14 protein-coding genes are annotated in these 16,926 nt (G+C 70.8%); 3 read left to right on the forward strand and 11 right to left on the reverse strand.

From position 1 onward, the window contains the following. Positions 1-480: 480 nt before the first annotated feature. The 7 genes from ACIHAO_RS09155 to ACIHAO_RS09185 form a co-directional block, all read right to left on the reverse strand. Complete coding sequence (locus tag ACIHAO_RS09155; protein ID WP_396556084.1) at positions 481-1,467, reverse strand: YihY/virulence factor BrkB family protein; 987 nt, start codon at positions 1,465-1,467, stop codon at positions 481-483. A gap of 58 nt (positions 1,468-1,525) precedes the next feature. After that, entirely contained in the window at positions 1,526-1,738 is a 213-nt protein-coding gene (locus ACIHAO_RS09160; protein WP_396556086.1) for a ferrous iron transport protein A, read from the reverse strand. Next, positions 1,735-1,974, reverse strand: coding sequence for a glutaredoxin family protein (locus ACIHAO_RS09165; protein ID WP_396556088.1), 240 nt, complete (start codon positions 1,972-1,974; stop codon positions 1,735-1,737). Before ACIHAO_RS09165 ends, ACIHAO_RS09160 begins: the two co-directional genes overlap by 4 nt. 3 nt (positions 1,975-1,977) lie before the next feature. After that, positions 1,978-4,866: a helix-turn-helix transcriptional regulator gene (locus tag ACIHAO_RS09170; protein ID WP_396556090.1), complete on the reverse strand. Its 2,889-nt coding sequence runs from the start codon at positions 4,864-4,866 to the stop codon at positions 1,978-1,980. A gap of 95 nt (positions 4,867-4,961) precedes the next feature. Beyond that, entirely contained in the window at positions 4,962-5,156 is a 195-nt protein-coding gene (locus tag ACIHAO_RS09175) for a hypothetical protein (protein WP_125801601.1), read from the reverse strand. Between the two features lie 13 nt (positions 5,157-5,169). Then, on the reverse strand, positions 5,170-8,043 hold the full coding sequence (locus ACIHAO_RS09180) for a type 2 lanthipeptide synthetase LanM family protein (protein WP_396556092.1): 2,874 nt from the start codon (positions 8,041-8,043) through the stop codon (positions 5,170-5,172). A gap of 274 nt (positions 8,044-8,317) precedes the next feature. Continuing rightward, positions 8,318-8,920, reverse strand: coding sequence for a hypothetical protein (locus ACIHAO_RS09185; RefSeq protein WP_396556094.1), 603 nt, complete (start codon positions 8,918-8,920; stop codon positions 8,318-8,320). Positions 8,921-9,090: 170 nt separating this feature from the next. Between ACIHAO_RS09185 and ACIHAO_RS09190 the strand changes: the two genes are divergently transcribed. Then, on the forward strand, positions 9,091-9,435 hold the full coding sequence (locus ACIHAO_RS09190) for a WGxxGxxG family protein (protein ID WP_396556096.1): 345 nt from the start codon (positions 9,091-9,093) through the stop codon (positions 9,433-9,435). A 142-nt stretch (positions 9,436-9,577) separates the two neighbouring features. On the opposite strand, the gene ACIHAO_RS09195 is transcribed toward ACIHAO_RS09190, so the two are convergent. Then, a complete protein-coding gene (locus ACIHAO_RS09195; protein ID WP_396556098.1) occupies positions 9,578-10,303 on the reverse strand; it encodes an SDR family NAD(P)-dependent oxidoreductase in 726 nt (241 codons plus the stop codon). Between the two features lie 93 nt (positions 10,304-10,396). Here ACIHAO_RS09195 and ACIHAO_RS09200 point away from each other — a divergent pair, with 93 nt between their 5' ends. Further along, positions 10,397-10,960 (forward strand): MarR family winged helix-turn-helix transcriptional regulator, encoded by a 564-nt coding sequence (locus ACIHAO_RS09200; protein ID WP_396556100.1) that lies wholly within the window; start codon positions 10,397-10,399, stop codon positions 10,958-10,960. Here ACIHAO_RS09200 and ACIHAO_RS09205 read toward each other — a convergent pair. From ACIHAO_RS09205 to ACIHAO_RS09215, 3 genes are all read right to left on the reverse strand, one after another. After that, positions 10,948-11,787, reverse strand: a complete 840-nt coding sequence (locus tag ACIHAO_RS09205; RefSeq protein ID WP_396556102.1) for a hypothetical protein — start codon at positions 11,785-11,787, stop codon at positions 10,948-10,950. The two genes, ACIHAO_RS09200 and ACIHAO_RS09205, sit on opposite strands and share 13 nt — an antisense overlap. Before the next feature lie 169 nt (positions 11,788-11,956). Continuing rightward, a complete protein-coding gene (locus ACIHAO_RS09210) occupies positions 11,957-13,126 on the reverse strand; it encodes an MFS transporter (RefSeq protein WP_396556104.1) in 1,170 nt (389 codons plus the stop codon). Continuing rightward, complete coding sequence (locus tag ACIHAO_RS09215; protein WP_396556106.1) at positions 13,123-14,196, reverse strand: alkene reductase; 1,074 nt, start codon at positions 14,194-14,196, stop codon at positions 13,123-13,125. The genes ACIHAO_RS09210 and ACIHAO_RS09215 overlap by 4 nt, the downstream gene beginning before the upstream one ends. A gap of 103 nt (positions 14,197-14,299) precedes the next feature. On the opposite strand from ACIHAO_RS09215, the gene ACIHAO_RS09220 reads away from it, so the two are divergent. Beyond that, positions 14,300-16,912 carry an ATP-binding protein gene (locus ACIHAO_RS09220; RefSeq protein ID WP_396556108.1) on the forward strand — a complete coding sequence of 871 codons (2,613 nt, stop codon included), beginning with the start codon at positions 14,300-14,302 and terminating at the stop codon, positions 16,910-16,912. Positions 16,913-16,926: the final 14 nt, after the last annotated feature.

Raw genomic sequence — 16,926 nt, forward strand, 5'->3', positions numbered from 1 at the left:
CGTCACGCGTCCGGGGGGGGGGGGGGGGGGGGGGGGGGGGGTGGGGGGGGGTGCGGTGTGGGGTCCTTTGGGCCTTTGCACCCACCAACCCCCCCCCCCCACGACATGAGAGTTCGACGCCTGGCCGTCGGGAGCATTGAAAGAGCCGCCTGCTCATCCTCGCGTCTCGTGAGTGGCGATTCGGGTCAGAGCGAACCGTGTTTAGGTACCTACGGCGGACAGCGGGTCGGATCGCAGGTCCGTGAAGGGGCTCGGCCAGGGCCGAGGCTTCGGGCGGGCGGCAACGCCGCCGTGGGCTCGAGCACTGGAGCGATAGCGCGTGAAGACCCCCTTCCCTCGGCTCAGCCGAGGAAACTCGACCTTCACACCTTCCCGAGTACATGAAGGACCCCTTCCTTGAGCCTAGGTACAGGAAGGGGTCCTTCATGTACCTCAAACCCACCGCGCCACGTTCGCCCAACCCCGCGATATGTGCGGGAGTCAGTCGCTGGTCTTCGTCTCGGCTTCGGCGACTGCGGCCGCTTCGTCGTCGTCCATCGCCTCGGTGTCGCGCGGCGGGAGGAACGGCTCGTCGTCGGCGGGGCGTCCGGAGGCGCGCTCCTTGCCACGGGTGAGTTCCGCGTCCAGTTCGGCGCCGAGGAGGACGGCGATGTTCGAGATCCACAGCCAGATCAGGAACACGATGACCCCGGCGAGCGAACCGTAGACCTTGTTGTACGAACCGAAATTGCTCACGTAGAAGGCGAAACCCGCGGTGGCGGCGGCCCAGAGCAGCACGGCCACGAGCCCGCCGGGCGTGAGCCAACGGAACTTCGGTTGCCGCACGTTGGGGCTCACCCAGTAGAGCAGCGCGAACGCCAGCCCCGCCAGCAGCGCGATCACCGGCCATTTCGCGATGTCCCAGACGAGGACACCTGTCGAACCGAGGCCGATCAGGTCACCGAGGTAGCGCGCGACCCCACCGGTCGCCACCACGCCGGCGGCGCACAAGGCGAGGACGATCAGCACGGCGACGGTGAGCCCGACGCGCAACGGCACGGTCTTCCAGATCGGGCGGCCTTCGGGCATCGAGTAGATGACGTTGGACGCACGCATGAACGCGCCGATGTAGCCGGACGCCGACCACAACGCGCCCACGAAGCCGATGATCGCCGCCGGTCCGGCCAGTCCGCCGGATTTTGACAGCTCCTCGATCGCGCCGACCAGGATGTCCCGGCCCTGGCCGGGTGCGATCCGGCCGACGTTGTCGATCAGGGTCTGGGTCGCGGACGGCCCGAGGAGGCCGAGGATCGCGGTCAGGACCAGCAACCCGGGGAAGAGCGAGAGGACGCCGTAGTAGGTGAGGGCGGCCGCCCAGTCCAGCATGTTGTCGTGGTTGAACTGGGCGAACGTCCGTTTGAGCACCGCGAACCACGATCGGCGGGACAACTCCGTGGGACCGTCCGGGCTTTCCGTTGTGGCAGCCAAGGGAACCTCCTGAAGGGGATTCCCTCGCTTACCCGGGAGCGCCGGGGCGAAACAGCGGTCAGGCCGGGCGAGGACGCGGCTGTGGTGGCGGCGGGACGGTCTTCGCGAGGACGATGTCCGCCAGCCGGATCGTCACGAGCCCGCGTTTGGTCTCCACCGCGCATTCCACGTCGTCACGGGAGCGCAGGTAGCCCAGGGCGTCGGTGAACCCGCCTTCGATCCGGTATCGCACGACGACCCTCGTGCCGACCGGGACGTCCGGGAGGGTCACCGGTCCAGGTGCGCGGTGAGCTCGTCGTCGCTCGGCTCGACCAGGTGGGTGCCGTCCGGCCAGACGATGGTGGGGATCCGGCGCTCACCGTTCTGCAGCGCCCGCACGGTCTCCTCGGCGACAGTGTCCGCTTCGACGTCGATGTAGTCGTACTCGACGCCCTTCGCGTCCAGCAGGGCACGGCTGCGTTTGACGTCGGGGCACCAGCCGGCGCCGTACACGGTGAGGTCGCTCATGGATCACAGCATGCCAGGTCGCGGTCCGGTGGCGTGTTCGGCGAGGGCCGAACGGTCGGCGAGCCCGGTCTTGGCGAGCAGGCTCGCGACGTGTTTCTCGACCGTGCGGGGCGAGATGTGCAGCCGGGCGCCGATGTCCTTGTTGCCCATCCGCTCGGCGAGCAGCACCAGCACTTCGTATTCGCGCACGGTGACGCCGGACGCGCGCAGCTCACCGGGGACCCGGTCGACACCGGACCGGCGCTGCCGCACGGGTGCGCCGAGTTTGCGGAGCAGGCTCCGGCAAGCGGCCGCGACCGCCTGGATGTCCCTGCCGTGGAAGTACTCCTCGGCCTCGTTGAGCCAGGCCGCCGGATCTCCCCAGCCGTCGGCGGCGGCCGGTTCGGCGATCAGCCGGAGCCCGAGGTGCCGGGCGAGGGGATAGGGCGCCGACGTCTCGAGTGCGGAGGCCACCGACCGCTCGGCTTCCACCGTGTCACCGTGCCTGCCGTGCTCGACGGCGTGCGCGAATTCGACGAACTGCCGGTTCCATCGCATCCCGCTCACGGCGGAGCCCGCTTCCGGGCAGGGAGCGCCGCCGAGGGTGTCGACGAGCGTCCGGAGCCCGTGCTGTCCGGCGAGGTGGAACCGGCTCGGCCGCCGGTCCTCCAGCTCGATGACCTGGTCGAGTTCGCGGCGCGCCCGCTCGAAGTCCTCCTCGAGCAGTGAACAGAAGACGCGTGCCAGCCCGATGCTCAGCACCATCTCCTGCGCGTTCTCACCGCCGTTTTGCCGGAAGTCGTCGAGTGCCCGCTCCATCGCCGGGCGGTCGGCGCGGTGCCCGGCCGACATCGCCCTGGTCATATGCGCGTACTGCAGCAACGCGGTCAACCGGAGCCTGCCGAGCACGGCGAGGTTCTCTTCCAGCAGCGCGTGCGCGGTGTCGAACTCGCAGCGCAGGATCGCGTGCATGGTGCGCACGGAATCGACCGCGCAGTGCAGCGTGATCGACCCGGTCCGCTGGGCGTCCGCACGGGCGAGCAGCAGGGTCTGCTCGTCACCGTTCATCAGCACACGATGGCCGCCGAGCCGGACCAGTGCCTGGGTGCGGAGGTGGTGCAGGTGGTTGTCCTCGGCGGTTCTCCGCGCGAGCTGCATGTACTGCTCGGATTCGGTGAGATCCCGCGACAGCGCGAGCATGCCGAGCACCTGCAGTGCCTGGCAGACGACGAACGGCTGCTCGGTCTCCTCGGCCACCTTCCACGCCTGACGCGCGAGCCGTTCCGCCGTGCCGGTCCGGCCGGGGACGTCCAGCCAGAGGTTCGCTTCGACGGCGTCGAGCGCGGCCTGCTGAGCGGGCGAGATCGCCGAACCGAGCGGAGCTCGGGCGCGTTCGATCTGGCCGAGGCATTCGTCGTGCCGTCCGGCGATGTAGGCGGCCCAGGCGAGCTGGGTGTGCAGTTTGGCGGCCCGTTCGAGCGTGCCGATCTCGCCGAAGCCCGCCGACAGCTCGACGGCGCGGTCGAATTGGCCGGTCTGCCCGAGCGCGTACAGCAGGGTCTCCAGCACCTCGGCCCGATCACCCGCGTCGGCTCCGGCCAGGAGGTCGACGGCTTTGGTGAGCATCGTGACCGCGGAATCCGCGGCGCCGGCGTCGAGGGCGCGGCGACCGGTCTGCGCGAACAGATGGCCCGCGGCCCGTTCGTCCATCGCGGTCAGCCGGAGCGACGCGACGAGCGCGCACAGATCGCCCGGCAGACCCGGGTACAGCTTCTCGACGGCGTCGGCGGCTTGACGGGCGAGTGCCGCCTTGCGGGCCGGCGACTGGCGTGCCAGCAGCGCTTCCGCGGTCAGCGGATGACGGAAGGCGTACCAGCCCGGCGTCGTCTCGTCGGTGGTCACCAGGTTCGCCGAGACCGCGGCGCTCAGGTGGTTGTGCAGGGTCCGGTCGTTCGTGCCGATCACCGTCTGCACCACCGTCAGCGGGAAGCGGCGGCCGATGATCGCGGCGACCGACAGCAGTTCGCCCGCCTGCTCGCCGAGTTGCTCCATCCGGACGCCGATACTGGTGACCAGGGCGGCGGGTACGCGGGCGCGGAGTTCGCCGATGACCCGCCAGCCGTCCCGGCCCTCGACCAGCAGACCCTCGTTCACCATGCCGTGGAGCAGTTCCTCGACGATGAACGGCAGGCCGGCGCTGTTGCGCCACAACAGTTCCGCCGCGGGCGACGGCAGCTTCCCCGGCTCGGTCTCCAGGCAGGCCGCCGCGAGTGCGCGGGTGTCGGCGAGACCGAGCCTGCCGAGTTCGACGACGGCGCAGCTCATCCGCTGGGCACCGGAGGTCGCGAGGCGGAGGGCGTCGGAGGGCTCGTTGCGGAGCGTGCCGACGAACAGGGTCTGCGCCGCGGGCAGGTTGTCGACGAGGTATTCGAGGATGAACAGCGTTTCGGCGTCGGCGTCCTGGAGGTCGTCGAGGACCAGGAGCGCGCCGCGGTCACGGCTGGTGACCGCCAGCAGCCGGAACACCGCTTCGGCGAGCACCAGCAGGGAGCCCGATTCGCGCGGCCGGTCGCCTTGGCCCCAGTCGGGAATGAGCTGGGCGAGCACCGGGACGAACGGGTCGAGCTCGGCCACCTCCGGCGGTCCGCCGCCGCGGAAATGCGACAACAGCGCCTGGGTCAGCGGCCGGAACGGGACGAGCGGACCGATCGAACCGGCCCTGCCCTGCAGAACCGGGATGTCTGCGGCGACCGCTCGTGACGCGGCTTCGGTGGCGAGGCGGGACTTGCCGATGCCGCCTTCGCCGACGAGGAAGATCGCGCCGCCGCGGCCCGCGATGGCGCGATCGAGAGCTTCGGAAAGCTCGGTCAGTTCGGCGTCGCGGCCGATCACCCGCGACGAACGGATCCCCACCATCGCGACTATAGCGAGCGGATTCCGCGGTCATGGGGAAAAGCGATCACGAAGGCGGGCGGCGCGAGCCCGCCTTCGTGAGCTTTTGACGGATCTCAGATCCAGCCGCCGGTGAAGACGCTGACGACGGACGGCGAACCGGGGTCCGTGGAAAGGGTGGCGAGCGGGTTGGCGCTCAGCCGCGGTTTGCTGCCCGCCAGCGCGTGGTTGCGCGAGCCGACCTCGAGGGCGCGCGGCAGGTTCACGGCGCCGAGGGCGTCTTCGGTGGCGGGCAGATCTCTTTCGTACATTCGGTTCTTCTCCTCATACTCGGTTTACCGGCGGAACAACGGTGGCCGCGGGATGCGGCCGGTCGGGGCGGAGCAGGAGCGCGGACGGGACCCGGTCGCCGAATCCCAGCCGCAGCAGGCCGTAGCCGATCCCCGCCAGGCCGCTCAGCAGTCCTGGCGCGGGGACCGCGCCGGGAGTCCCGCAGCGGGTACCGCGCTGATCGATGGCGGCGAGCAGATGACCGGTCCGGCGGCGCACCGCGGCGGCGGCGCCAGTGTGCCCGTTCTCCGCCAGCACGCACAACACGTCCAGCACTCCGGACTCGCCGTGGCAGAGGCTGAGATCCTTCAGCGGTGCCCCGTCGGCCAGCCGTTTGATCGTCCGGTCCAGGTCACGGGCGTATCCGGGATCCGGCAGGTGCGCGGCCTGGCCGAGTGCCTCACCCGCGAGACCCGCGCACCAGCCGCCGGTGCTTTCCGCCCGATCGTCCGCCTTTCCGGGTGGTTCTTCGCCGGAACGGTCGTGTGCCCGGAGGACCCAGTCGATCCCGGCCGCGCCGCGGGCGAAACCCGTCTCATGTGGACGTTCGCGCTCGAGCAGCTGTCCGGTGTAGCGGTCCGCCCGCTTCAGCGCCGCCTCCAGTCCTGTTTGGACATACACCGAGCGCATCGACGCGACCCCGCCCGCCAGGCCCGTCGTGAATCCGGACGGCGTTTCGGGGGTGGCCTCGGGCATCAGGTCGACGGCCCGCTCGATGAGGTCGCCCGCGGGAAGGCCGACCAGGGTGCTGAGCCGCGCGATCGTGTACGCGACACCGCCGAGCCCGAGAAGCCCGCCGCAGCCGGCGGTGGCGGCCAGTCCGGGATCGGCGCGAAGCGTGGCGAAGAGACCAGGGAGCGGGCTGATCGCATACGCGGCCAGATCGCGGTAGCGCGCGATCCCGGTCAGCTCGGCGAGCTGGGCGAGGAACAACGCGACACCGCAATAGCCTTCGCCGAGTCCCGCCCCCATCGGCAGCACGGTCCAATAGCGGTCGTCGACGAGTTCGATGCCGAGCCAGTTCGAGCGGTGCTCGTCGGAGAAGGCGTTGGCGACGATGTGGTCGGCGATCCCGCACGCGGTGAGCAGCAGGCGTTCCGGGTCGGGCGCCTGGTTCGGCACCGCCGTTTCCGCGGTCTCGCCGCCGCCGTGGTAGTCGCCGGTCGCCGTGCTGATCGCGAGGGTGGCCGAGATCAGCCATTCCTGGTCGCGCTGGTCGAGCGGGTCCATGTCGGCGACCTTGGCCAGCACGGTGTCCAGCGACGCCCGGTCGACCACGCCGTCGACGCTGTCACCGCGAGAATCCAGCAATGACGTCGAGCCGGGGTTCGAGGTGAACATCGGCACGTCGCCCGCCCACAGGTCGGCCCGCTCGTGGGGGACGAGCCGGAGCAGTTTCTCCTCGTCCGCCGAGTCCTCTTCGAGCAGGTCGAACGCGTGGTCGCGGTCGGCGGCGTCACGCAGGAGGTCGGGGTGGGTGGTCTCGTCGAGCAGGCGGAAGTAGAAGTTCGTCGGCCGGATGAGCACCCGGATGGGATCCCCGGCGCAGCGCCGGAGAAGTTCGGCGAGTTCGTCCCGTCCGGTGGAGATCGCGTCGTAGCCGAGCCGGAACCCGGCCAGCAGTGCCGCGCTGTGCTCGGCGGGGGAGACGTCACGGCCGTCGAGCCGCGGGAGGTTGTTCCCGCCCGCGAGTTCGCCGGGGACCCGGATCAGCCGCATGTGGTCGGTGCCCGGATCGGCCCAATCGATCCGGTCGGTCGGCAGCTTGCCGCCGCGGCCAGCCAGGCCGGAGATGTCGACGGCGCCGTGCTCGCCCGCGAAGAGCTGGGGGAGCAGCAGTGTGCGCTGGACCGACCGCGCCAGCATCGCCGCGGCGGGATCACTCTCCGGCGGATCGGGTGGCGACGGCTGGAACAGCGTCTCGATGTCGATCAGCACCGGTTGGTCGCCGCAGGCGATGATGTTCTCGTAGTGGACGTCGGTGGCGTCGAGTGCGTGCAGGAGCGCCAGGAGGATGCCCTGACGGCGGTAGAACCGGTCGACGTCGGCGATGTCGGCACACGGCCGATGCTCGACGAACCGGAGCCAGCCGTACCCGTCACGCTGGAGCGCGTCGGCGGTCCGCAGGTGGAGGCCGGGCACTCGCTTGTTGACCTGTTCGACGACGTCGGTGAACCGTTCGTGCAGGATCAGCGGCCGGGGTTTGTAGATCACCTTGGCGCCGCTGGAGAAGCGGAGCAGTTTGACCGAACGCCCGCGTGCGTGCGAGTCCCCGATCCCGCCCGCGACCTCGATGAGCGTGCCGAGTTCGCCGTCCACGACCGAACAGGGCAACACGGCGGCATCGGCCGAGAAGCGGGCCAGTGTTTCGGCGTGGGCTTCGGCGGCGTGGAGGCAGGCTTGGGTGAGGAGCCGGGCCAGTACCGGGTATTCGCTGAACAGCCGGACGAGGCCGGCCGGGGTGGACTGCCGGCGCACGAAGTCCGAGAAGCGTTCTTCGGGTGTCTCGCCCTGAAGGATCCCGGCCTTGCGGGCGCGGTGGAGTTCCAGCACGAGCGTGCGGACCGAGAGCTTGAGCAGATGCTGGTCGAGTTGGGCCGCGAAACCCCGGCGGAGTGCTTCGACGTCGGCGTCCGCGAGATCGTCCGGGACCGCTTCACGAGTGGCGGCGTCGACGAACGACCTGAAGACCCCGGCGAACGCGGCACGCCAGTCACCGGCTGGGGGACGCTCCGGCAGAAGCGCGGTGACGGCGTGTTCGGCGAAGTCCGCCCATGCGGGCTTGGTCGTCGCTGCGCGTTCGCGCGGGGTCTGGCCGTGCACCCACCACTTCAGCGGCAGGGACGTCGCCGGGAGCTGGGGCGTCACGGCAGTGATGCTTTCAGTTCGGCGCGGACCGCACATGGGGGCGACGTACCCACATTCAGCGCACGCACGAAGATGCCCGGAGAGTGACGGTCGGCTCTCCCGCGATCCGCCACCCGTCGCGCCGGAATATGGGGGCCCTGCACCCATGCGCGGGCCCGGTCCCGGCCGCACGATGGTCGGGTGGAACGGGTCTCGCGGTGGCCGAGGGTGTGCCGTGAGTGTCGGGCGCGGGCCGGTTGCTGGGGGTCCGGCCCCCGCCACCCCGAACCCGCACTCAGTTGCGGCGGAGGATCTTCTTGGCTTCCTTGGCCCTGCGGATGACCGAGTCGAGCACACGGCGCGGCCGGAACCGGTTCGTGGTTTCCTCGGATTTCGCCGCTTTCGGTTCCGGTACCTCGACTTCCACCTTCTCCGAAGGGTTCTCGGGAGCGGACGGATCCGAGGTGAGCTTCCCGGTGATCGTGCCTTCCTCCGTCGGTCGCGGCTCCGGCACCGCCGCGACCGGCTCGGTCTCCGGCTCCGGCGGGCTCGCCTGGGCCGGAACGGTGCCGGCATCGGTGAGCGGCTCCGCGACGGCCTGCGTTCCGGTGAGCCCCTGTCGGGATATCGGGGGCCGGGGCCGAGCGCGAACCCCGCTCGGCCGGGAAGCGCGCCAACGGCGCGGGCCGCGGATCATCTCCGGGGTGACCGCCGGGATCATGAGCGGAGTGTGGGCGGTGTCGGCGTTCGGCACCGCCGGTCCCTGGGCGGCGGGATACCGGGCGAAGACGTCCGCGGCCGGAGCCTCGGCCTCGGCGCCGGCTCGGTGCCGGATCCGGACGAGTCCGTAAACCCCCAGCAGGCCGAGTAGGCCGGTCAAACCCCACCACGCCGTCATCGCCGTCCTCGCTTCCCTGGTCGCCGGTGACCGATGGATGACCGGTGGCCGGTCGTCTAATCCGGAAGACAACCGTGTGGGTGACATTCGAGGACACCCGAGTGTGGACGCCCTCGGTGCGGGTACGCAGACGCCGACGATCGTTTGCCACCGAAGGGAAGGATGATCAAATGCGGCACAGGGGAGCGAAAGTCGTCTCCGCGTTCGTGGCCTCCGGCGCCATCGCCCTGGCCGGAGCGGTTCCGGCGTCCGCGATGCCCGAGCCTGCCATCGCGACACAGGCAGGGCAGCAGGCGGACAACGACCCGAACGACGGGAATGACAGGAACGACTCCGACGGGAACAACGGCCTGTGGGGCCTTCTGGGCCTGGTCGGACTTTTGGGCTTGGCGGGCCTGGCCCGTCGTGGGCCGAAGCCGGGCGCGATGAACGGCTACCCGGCCGCGGGTTCCGGCGCGCCGCCGGCGAACACCTATCTGCCCGCCGAACCGCGACGGAACCCGCCGGGCGCCTGAGCGCCATCGGAGATCCGCTCCTCGGTCCCCTCAGGTTTCCGGCGGCTTTCCGAGCAGCCGAGACCACGACCGCCCTGCGGCTCGCCCATTTTCGTTTCGGTGTGTCCGTAGCGGGATGGCGGCCTTCTGCTCCTCTCAACCTTTACCGGGTCGGGTGGGCGCCGCCGTTGACCCCGAAGGTCTGCCCGGTGATGTGCCGGGCGCCGGCGGAAGCAAGGAAGTGCACCGTCTCGGCGATGTCGCCGGGAGTACCGGCACGTCCGGTACTGGTCGCCTCGATCAACTGCTCGGCCCGCTCGGCGGGGAGCTTGTCCCGGAAGAACTCGGTCTCGCGGATGTAGCCGGGCGCGACCACGTTCGCGGTGATCCCGCGGGCGCCGAGCCGCCGCGCCAGGTCGACGTTCCACGACGCCAGCCCGGCCTTGGCCGCGCCGTACGATCCGGCGCCCTGGTCGGCGGCGATGGACCCGATGTGGACCACCGATCCGCCTTCGGCCAGCCTGCTCTCGACCGCGGTGGTGGTCAGCACCGCGCTGATCAGGTTGGCGTCCAGGTTCGCCCGCCAGCGCGCGAGGACCCCGGCGAGCCCGTCCTGGTCGGGGAGATCGAAGTCGGTGTTGCCGCCGGCGTTGTTGACCAGCACGTCGATCGGCCCGCCCAGTTCGGCCAGCGCTGAGGTCACCTGGTCTGGATCAGTGTTGTCGCAGACGAGTGGCCGGACCGACGCGCCCAGTTCGGCCGCGGCCGAAACGAGCACGTCCTTGCGCCGTCCGGTGATGTGCACGACGGCGTCCGACGCCGCGAACCTCGCCGCCACCGCCCTGCCGATGCCGGTACCCCCACCTGTGACCAGGATCGTCCGAGCCATTCAGCCTCCTTCGAGTTCGCCGTTCCCACTCACGTTTAGGTCTAAATGATAAGCTGTGATTCGTGCGGCCGACAACCGCGATGGAGGTCTGGGATGAGTGCAGCGTCCGAAAACGTCCCCACCCCGGACGCCGCGGACGAGATCGAGGCGGCATGGCGGCGCGAGCGGCCCGGTACGTCGACCGAGTCCATCGGCATCGTGACCCGGGTGTGGCAGCTGGCCAAGTTGTTCGGTGAGGACCGCCGCCGCGTCCTTTCCGACTCCGACGTCGATCCGGCCACCTTGGACCTGCTCAGCGTGCTCCGGCGCAGTTCCTCGCCGTACTCGCTGACGACCAGGGAACTGGCGAGGTCGACCCTGGTCACGGCGGGCGCGATCTCCCAGCGGGTGGCCCGCGCGGAACGGGAGGGGCTGGTCGAGCGGCACACCGAACCGCCAAGTCGCAGCGTGTACGTGACGCTGACCCCGGCCGGACACGCACTGGTGGAGCAGACCGTCGATCGGGTACTGGAGCGGGAACTCGAACTGGTTTCCGGACTGAACGACGAGCAGCGGGCCCAGCTCGCCTCACTGCTGCGGGTGCTCCTCGGCGAGGTCCAGAGCCGTTGCGGCGATCACGGCGTCTCCCACGTGGGCGATCTCGGTCAGGCGCGCTGAACGGGCTCCTTGGCCTGAGAAGCGTAGTGGGCGGTGACGATCGCGCCCGACATGGCCAGGATCAGGCCCGCGACCGTGAACGTGGCGAAGCCGTCGCGGACGCGGTCGTCGAGGAAGACCAGGCCGATGATCGAGGACAACGCCGTATTCGTGGTGAACATGATCGCGTTGACCGCCGTCGCCCCGCCCTTCTGCAGGGCGAGGGCGAACGCGACCGCCGCGGCCAGGCCGTTGAGGATCATCGCCCACACGGCCGGTTCCACCAGGATCGCCCAGCCGGACGACGGTAGGTCCAGGGTGCGTGCGGAGACACCGACCACGCTGAACCCGACCCCCGTCGCGAAGCCGAGCACCTGCGCGGCCCAGGGGCGATCGAAGCGCCGGAAGTACCAGGCGATCGACCCCACGACCAGCGCCATCGCGGGCAGAACCCAGCGCCACGCCGCCGGAAGCACCTTGGCCGGACCCGGCTGCGCCGACAAACCCAGCAAGATCAGCCCGACCGCTCCGACACCCAGCGCGGCCCACCCCGCCGCGGCGAGGCGGGTGCCCATGAACGCGGAAATCGCGGCCGTCACGCCGACGCTGAACGCCAGCACCGACTGGACCAGGAACAACGGCAGCCGTTGCAACGCGGCCGCCGCGCAGGCGAAGCCGACCAGGTCGACGCCGATGCCGGCGAAGTAAATCCATTGGCGCCGCAAGTGCACCAGGTCCAGTGCGCTGCCGCCGTACGCGCCCGCGCGGCGGACCCCGACCGACTCCAGCACCGAACCGCTACCCGAGGCCACCGCCGCCAGCAGCGCGAGGACGTATCCGATGATCACCCCCGCAGTCTGTCAGCCACGTCCTGGGACCCTTACCGGTCACCCGCCGTTCACCCCGCGGTGGCATCCGTATCGACACGACCAATACGGGTGATCCCGGAGCCGGTGCGGCCAGAAGCGTGCCGACAGCCGACGCCGCACCAGCGAGAACCTCGGCCCTCATCATTTCTCACAGGAGCGCGGCGATGGCGGGTCCGAAGGCCGCCCCCAGCAGATAGGTGAGGTTGAACAGGCCCATCCCCGCCGTGCGATGAGAACCGGCGGCGTCTCCGGCGCGCACCGCGTAGACACCCTGTCCCGAAGCCGCCGCGAGTGATGCCAATGCTTGCGCGATCAGCAGCGCGGCCGGGGAAACCCCCACTCCCGCAAGTGTCAGCCCGAGAGCGGCGAGTACCGGGAACAGCACTGTCACCGCCCGGAACGGGGTCTTCGCCGTCACCGCGATGACCACATAGGACACCAGCCCGCCGAACAGCAGCGGCCACAGGATGGCGAATCCGACCTCTCCGCTGGTCCAGCCGGATTCTCCGGTCAGCCGCGGCGGCAGCGCGTACATCAACCCGAAGTTGACCACCGCCAGCACGAACGCGAGCCCGGCCGCGATCAGGAAGACCGGCGTTCGCAGGAGCTCGGCGGGCACGAACCCGGCCGGTCGCGATCGCAGGTGCAGGGCGAGCAGAGCCGCGATGACGATGACGGTGATACCCGCGGGCAGCGGGTGATGCGGCACGAACACCAAGGCGGTGACCAACGTTGTCAGGAGCAGCGCGCCGACCGCGTCGAACCGGGACGGCACGACAGGCGTCCCGGGGGCCGACCGCAGTGTCGCGGGCACGGCGAGCAGGCTGAGCGCGGGCAGGGCCAGCGCGAGCCGCCAGCCGAGCGCGTCGCCGACGAGGTCACCGATCAACGGCGACGCCGAGCCGACCACCGCCAGCGACGAGGTGACCAGGCCCATCGCCCGTGCCGACCCGGCGAGGGTCATGGCCATCGTGGTGAAACCGGCGGTGCCGAGCCCCTGCAGGGCACTGCCGGCGATCAGTACCGGCAGCCACGGAACGGTCGTCACCGCGACGGCGCCTGCCAGTACCAGTGCGGCGCAGGCGAGCACCGCGGTCCGGACGCCGCGGTGGCTCTGCAGGCCGGCGAGCAGCGGGGTGCCGACGGCGATACCCCAGCCGAAGGCCGTCACGATCCACGTCACCGCGCCGATTCCGGTGCCGAGCGCCGCGGCCGCGTCCGGCAGGATCAGTGACGGCCCGGCGATGCCGAACGACAGCGGTCCGGCCAGCAAAGCCAGCCACGGCCCCGAAATCCGGGCGCGCACCGGCGCGCTCATGCCTCGGCCGAGGTGGGATAGTCGGTGTAGCCGCGGTGGTCGCCGCCGTAGAAGCTCGCGGGATCGGCGGCGGTGAACGGGCCGCCGGCGGCGATCCGTTCGGGCAGGTCCGGGTTGGCCAGCCACAGCTGACCGAGGCTGATCGCGTCGGCGACGTCGTCCCGCAGGGCCTCCACGCCGTCGGCCGCGGTCGCCGGGTCCTCGCCCGTCGGATGCGGGTTCAGGATGAGGGTGCCCGGCCACTCCGCGCGGATGACCTTGGTGATGTCCCGCGTGCCGAATTCCGAGATGTGCACGTAAGCCAGCCTCGCCGGGACGAGGGCGCGGATCAGCTCGGGATACAGCAGTTCGGTGTCGCTCTCTCGGATGCCGTTGAGGGTCGAGCCGGGTGACAGCCGGATGCCGACGCGCTCCGGGCCGATCGCGTCGCCGACCGCCCGTGCCACCTCCACCGCGAAGCGGAGACGGTTCGCGATCGGGCCGCCGTAGGCGTCGGTGCGCCGGTTCGTGTTGCCGGCGAGGAACTGGTGGATCAAGTAGCCGCTGGCGCCGTGCAGTTCGACACCGTCGAATCCGGCCTCCATCGCCAGCCGCGCGGAGGCGACGAAATCGTCGATGGCGCGCGCGATGTCCGCCAGCGTCATCTCCCGCGGTTCCGGATGGTCGAGCAGACCGTCCGGGGTGTACAGCTTCTCGCCGGACGCGATCGCCGACGGCGCGAGCGGCCGGCTGCCGTCCGGGTAGAGGGACGGGTGCCCGATCCGGCCGGAGTGCATCAACTGGACGAAGATCCGGCCGCCGCGCGAGTGCACGGCGTCGGTGACCGCTCGCCACGCGGCGGCCTGCTCCGGTGTATGCAGGCCCGGGGTGTCGATGTAGCCCTGGCCGATGACGCAGGGTTGCGTGCCTTCGGTGATGATCAGCCCGGCTCCGGCGCGCTGCGCGTAGTACTCGGCGGTCAGTCCGGTGACCAGGCCGCCACTCGCGCGGCTGCGCGTCATCGGCGCCATGACCAGGCGGTTCGGCAGGGGCAGGGTGCCCGCGGTGAGCGGGGTCAGCAACACGTTCATGTCCTGAAGCTTGGTCCGGGGGAGCGTCCGCCGAATCGGTAAGGTTTCGGTATCGGGTACTGGGATTCGCCTACGTACCTCACTCGCGGTTACGGAGGCCGGTGTGCTGTACGGCAGGGCCGGCGAGCAGGCGGCGATCGAAGAGCTGCTCGCGGCGGCTCGCGACGGCCGCAGCGGCTCGCTGGTGGTGCGTGGCGAGGCGGGTATCGGGAAATCCGCGCTACTGGGCTGGGCGGCCGAGGCCGCCGCCGGACTGCGGGTGCTGTCGGTGACCGGGATCGAGGCCGAAGCCGATCTGGCGTTCGGTGGGCTGGTCCAGTTGCTGTGGCCACTCCAGGACCGGCTTGCCACGCTGCCCGGTCCGCAGGCGGAGGCGTTGCGCGCGGTCTTGGATTCAGGCCGCACCAGCGGGCAGGACCGGTTCGTGACCGGGCTCGCGGTGCTCACCCTGCTCGCCGACGTCGCCGACGACGGCCCGGTGCTGTGCCTGATCGACGACGCGCAGTGGCTGGATCGCGCGACCGCCGAGGCGTTGCTGTTCGCCGCCCGGCGGCTGGCCGCGGACCGGGTCGCGATGCTGTTCGGTGCGAGGGACACCGGTTTCGCCACCCCGGATCTGCCAGAACTGCGCCCGGCGAGGCTCGACGCCGCGGACGCGGGGCGGTTGCTCGCCGAACGCGGGCTGGCACCACCGTCGCCGTCACAGATTTTCGCGGAATCGGCGGGTAATCCGCTGGCGCTGCTCGAATTCGCCGCCGCGCAACGGGAACACCACGTCGCCGCCGGGCCGCTGCCGGTGGGCGAGCGGGTGCTGGCGGGCTTCCGTGCGCAGATCAGCGCGCTGCCTTCGCGGACCCGGCTGATGATGCTCCTCGCGGCGGCCGAGGGACGCGGGCATCTTCCGACGCTGCTCGGTGCCGCCGAGGCACTGGGCGTCGGGCTCGCCGATCTGGAACACGCCGAGACCGCGCGACTCCTGGATGTCACCGGGACGACGATCGCCTTCCGGCATCCGCTGATCGGCACGGCGGCCTACCAGGGTGCCGCGCTCGCGCGCCGGGTCGCGGTCCATCAGGCGCTCGCCGAGTCCACTTCGGACGCCGACTGCCGGGTCCGGCATCTCGCCGCCGCCGCCACCGCTCCCGATGAGCGGGTCGCCGCCGAGATCGCCGGCTCCGCCGAACGAGCGCGGGCACGGACGGCGTTCTCCGCGGCCGCCGGGCTGTACCGGCAAGCCGCGCGACTCACCGTCGAAACCGGTGTACGAGCGGCGCGATTGAGCAAGGCGGCGTCACTGTCGCTCGCCGCCGGGCACGGGGAGCAGGCCGCCGAACTCGTCCGGCAGGCCGAGCCGCTGACCGAGGACACCAAGGCGGCCGCGGCCATGGCGCAGGTGCGTGCGGCCGTGGAATTCGAACGGGGAGACGGGCGTGCGGCCGCGCGTCTGCTCGTCGAGCACGCCCGGTCGGCCGAACCCGCCGACGCGGTGGCGATGGTGCGCACCGGTGCGCGGTACGCCTGGTTCTCCGGCGACCGGGAAACCGTGCATTCCGCGAACGCCGCGCTGAACGAGACCGATCCGCTGGTACGAGGTATGGCCTTCCTGGTGGACGACGACTTCACCGCCGGACTACCTCTATTGGCCGAGTTCGTCGCGCGGGCTCCGAGTTCCGATCCCGCCCGGACCTACAGCGCCATGATCCTCGGTGACGACGCCACGGCCAGGGAACTCGCGTCCGCCGAGGTGGCTCGCTGCCGTCGAGACGGGCTGATCGGCCTGCTTCCCCAGGTATTGCACGACCTCGCCGGCGCGCAGGTTTCGGCGGGACTGCACCAGGACGCCGCCGCGTCGGTGGCCGAAGCCGTACGGATTTCCCGCGACACCGGATCGCACCGCCGGCTACCGCAGCTGAACGCCGTGGTGGCGCGGATGGCGGCGATCGAGGGTGACGAACGGCGCTGCCAGGAGCTGGCGGAGACGACATCGGACGCCGGCGGGGCGGCGAGCGCAGCCGCACTCGCACTGCTCGATCTCGGCTTCGGCCGTTATGAGTCCACTTTGGACCGAGTGGAGATCGTGCAGCACGGACCACTCGCGTACACCACGGTGGTGATCGCGGCGGCCGCCGACCAGCTGGAAGCAGCGGTACGCCTGGGAGATCCGGGCAGAGCCGAACCAGCGTTCCGCCGATTCGAAGCGTGGGCGACGGCGGGCGGACAGCCATGGGCCCAGGCCGTGGCGGCGCGTTGCCACGCCATTCTGGGCGACGACGAAGCGCATTACCGGCGCGCAGTGGAACTGCATGCACTGGGGGAGCGGCCTTTCGAACGAGCACGCACGGAATTGCTCTACGGCGAATGGCTGCGCCGAGCCAGACGCCGCAGCGACGCCCGCGTCCCACTGCGCTCGGCGCTGAAGATCTTCTCGCGGCTGCACGCGAAACCATGGGCCGACCGCGCGTCGATCGAGCTGGAGGCGACGGGCGACTCCGGCCCGGCCGCCGAACCCACCGCCGAGAATCCGTTGGACCGTCTCACCCCACAAGAACTCCAGGTCGTCCGGCTGGCCGCGGAGGGCGGTACGAGCCGCGAGATCGCCGCACAGTTGTTCCTCAGTCCGCGTACCGTCGAGCACCATCTGTACCGGGCTTTCCCGAAACTCGGTGTGCGGACGCGACGGGAGCTGGCCCGATTGGACCTCGGCCAGGCGTACTGAGCCGCCGGCCGTCC

The organism is Amycolatopsis sp. NPDC052450 (genome assembly GCF_044547565.1).
Lineage (GTDB): Bacteria > Actinomycetota > Actinomycetes > Mycobacteriales > Pseudonocardiaceae > Amycolatopsis.